A 231-nucleotide genomic window follows, 5' to 3' on the forward strand; every position below is an offset into this window, starting at 1 on the left:
GTTAATTAAACAGGTACACAACTGCGTATCGCCAACGGCTTCAGGTGTTGTTTCAAATTCAACAACCGGATCAAGGTCGACACGACGAAATACAATCCCAGTATTTGCGCTCGCAGGTCGGAGAGTTATTGTGACCTTCTCACCTTTATGAAGTCCAATTCCTATGGCTTTGACTACTTCTGCAATCGTACGCTGTTTAATCATAGGTTCGCTCACTTAAATTTATTACAG

At 42.4% G+C, this 231-nt stretch carries 1 protein-coding gene; it reads right to left on the reverse strand.

Annotated elements, in window-relative coordinates:
- On the reverse strand, positions 1-204 hold a 204-nt coding region (locus R2R70_RS23540; protein ID WP_410979425.1), incomplete at its 3' end, for a UDP-3-O-acyl-N-acetylglucosamine deacetylase.
- Positions 205-231 lie beyond the last annotated feature (27 nt).

This window comes from Cobetia sp. SIMBA_158 (genome assembly GCF_046566945.1).
Lineage (GTDB): Bacteria > Pseudomonadota > Gammaproteobacteria > Pseudomonadales > Halomonadaceae > Cobetia > Cobetia amphilecti.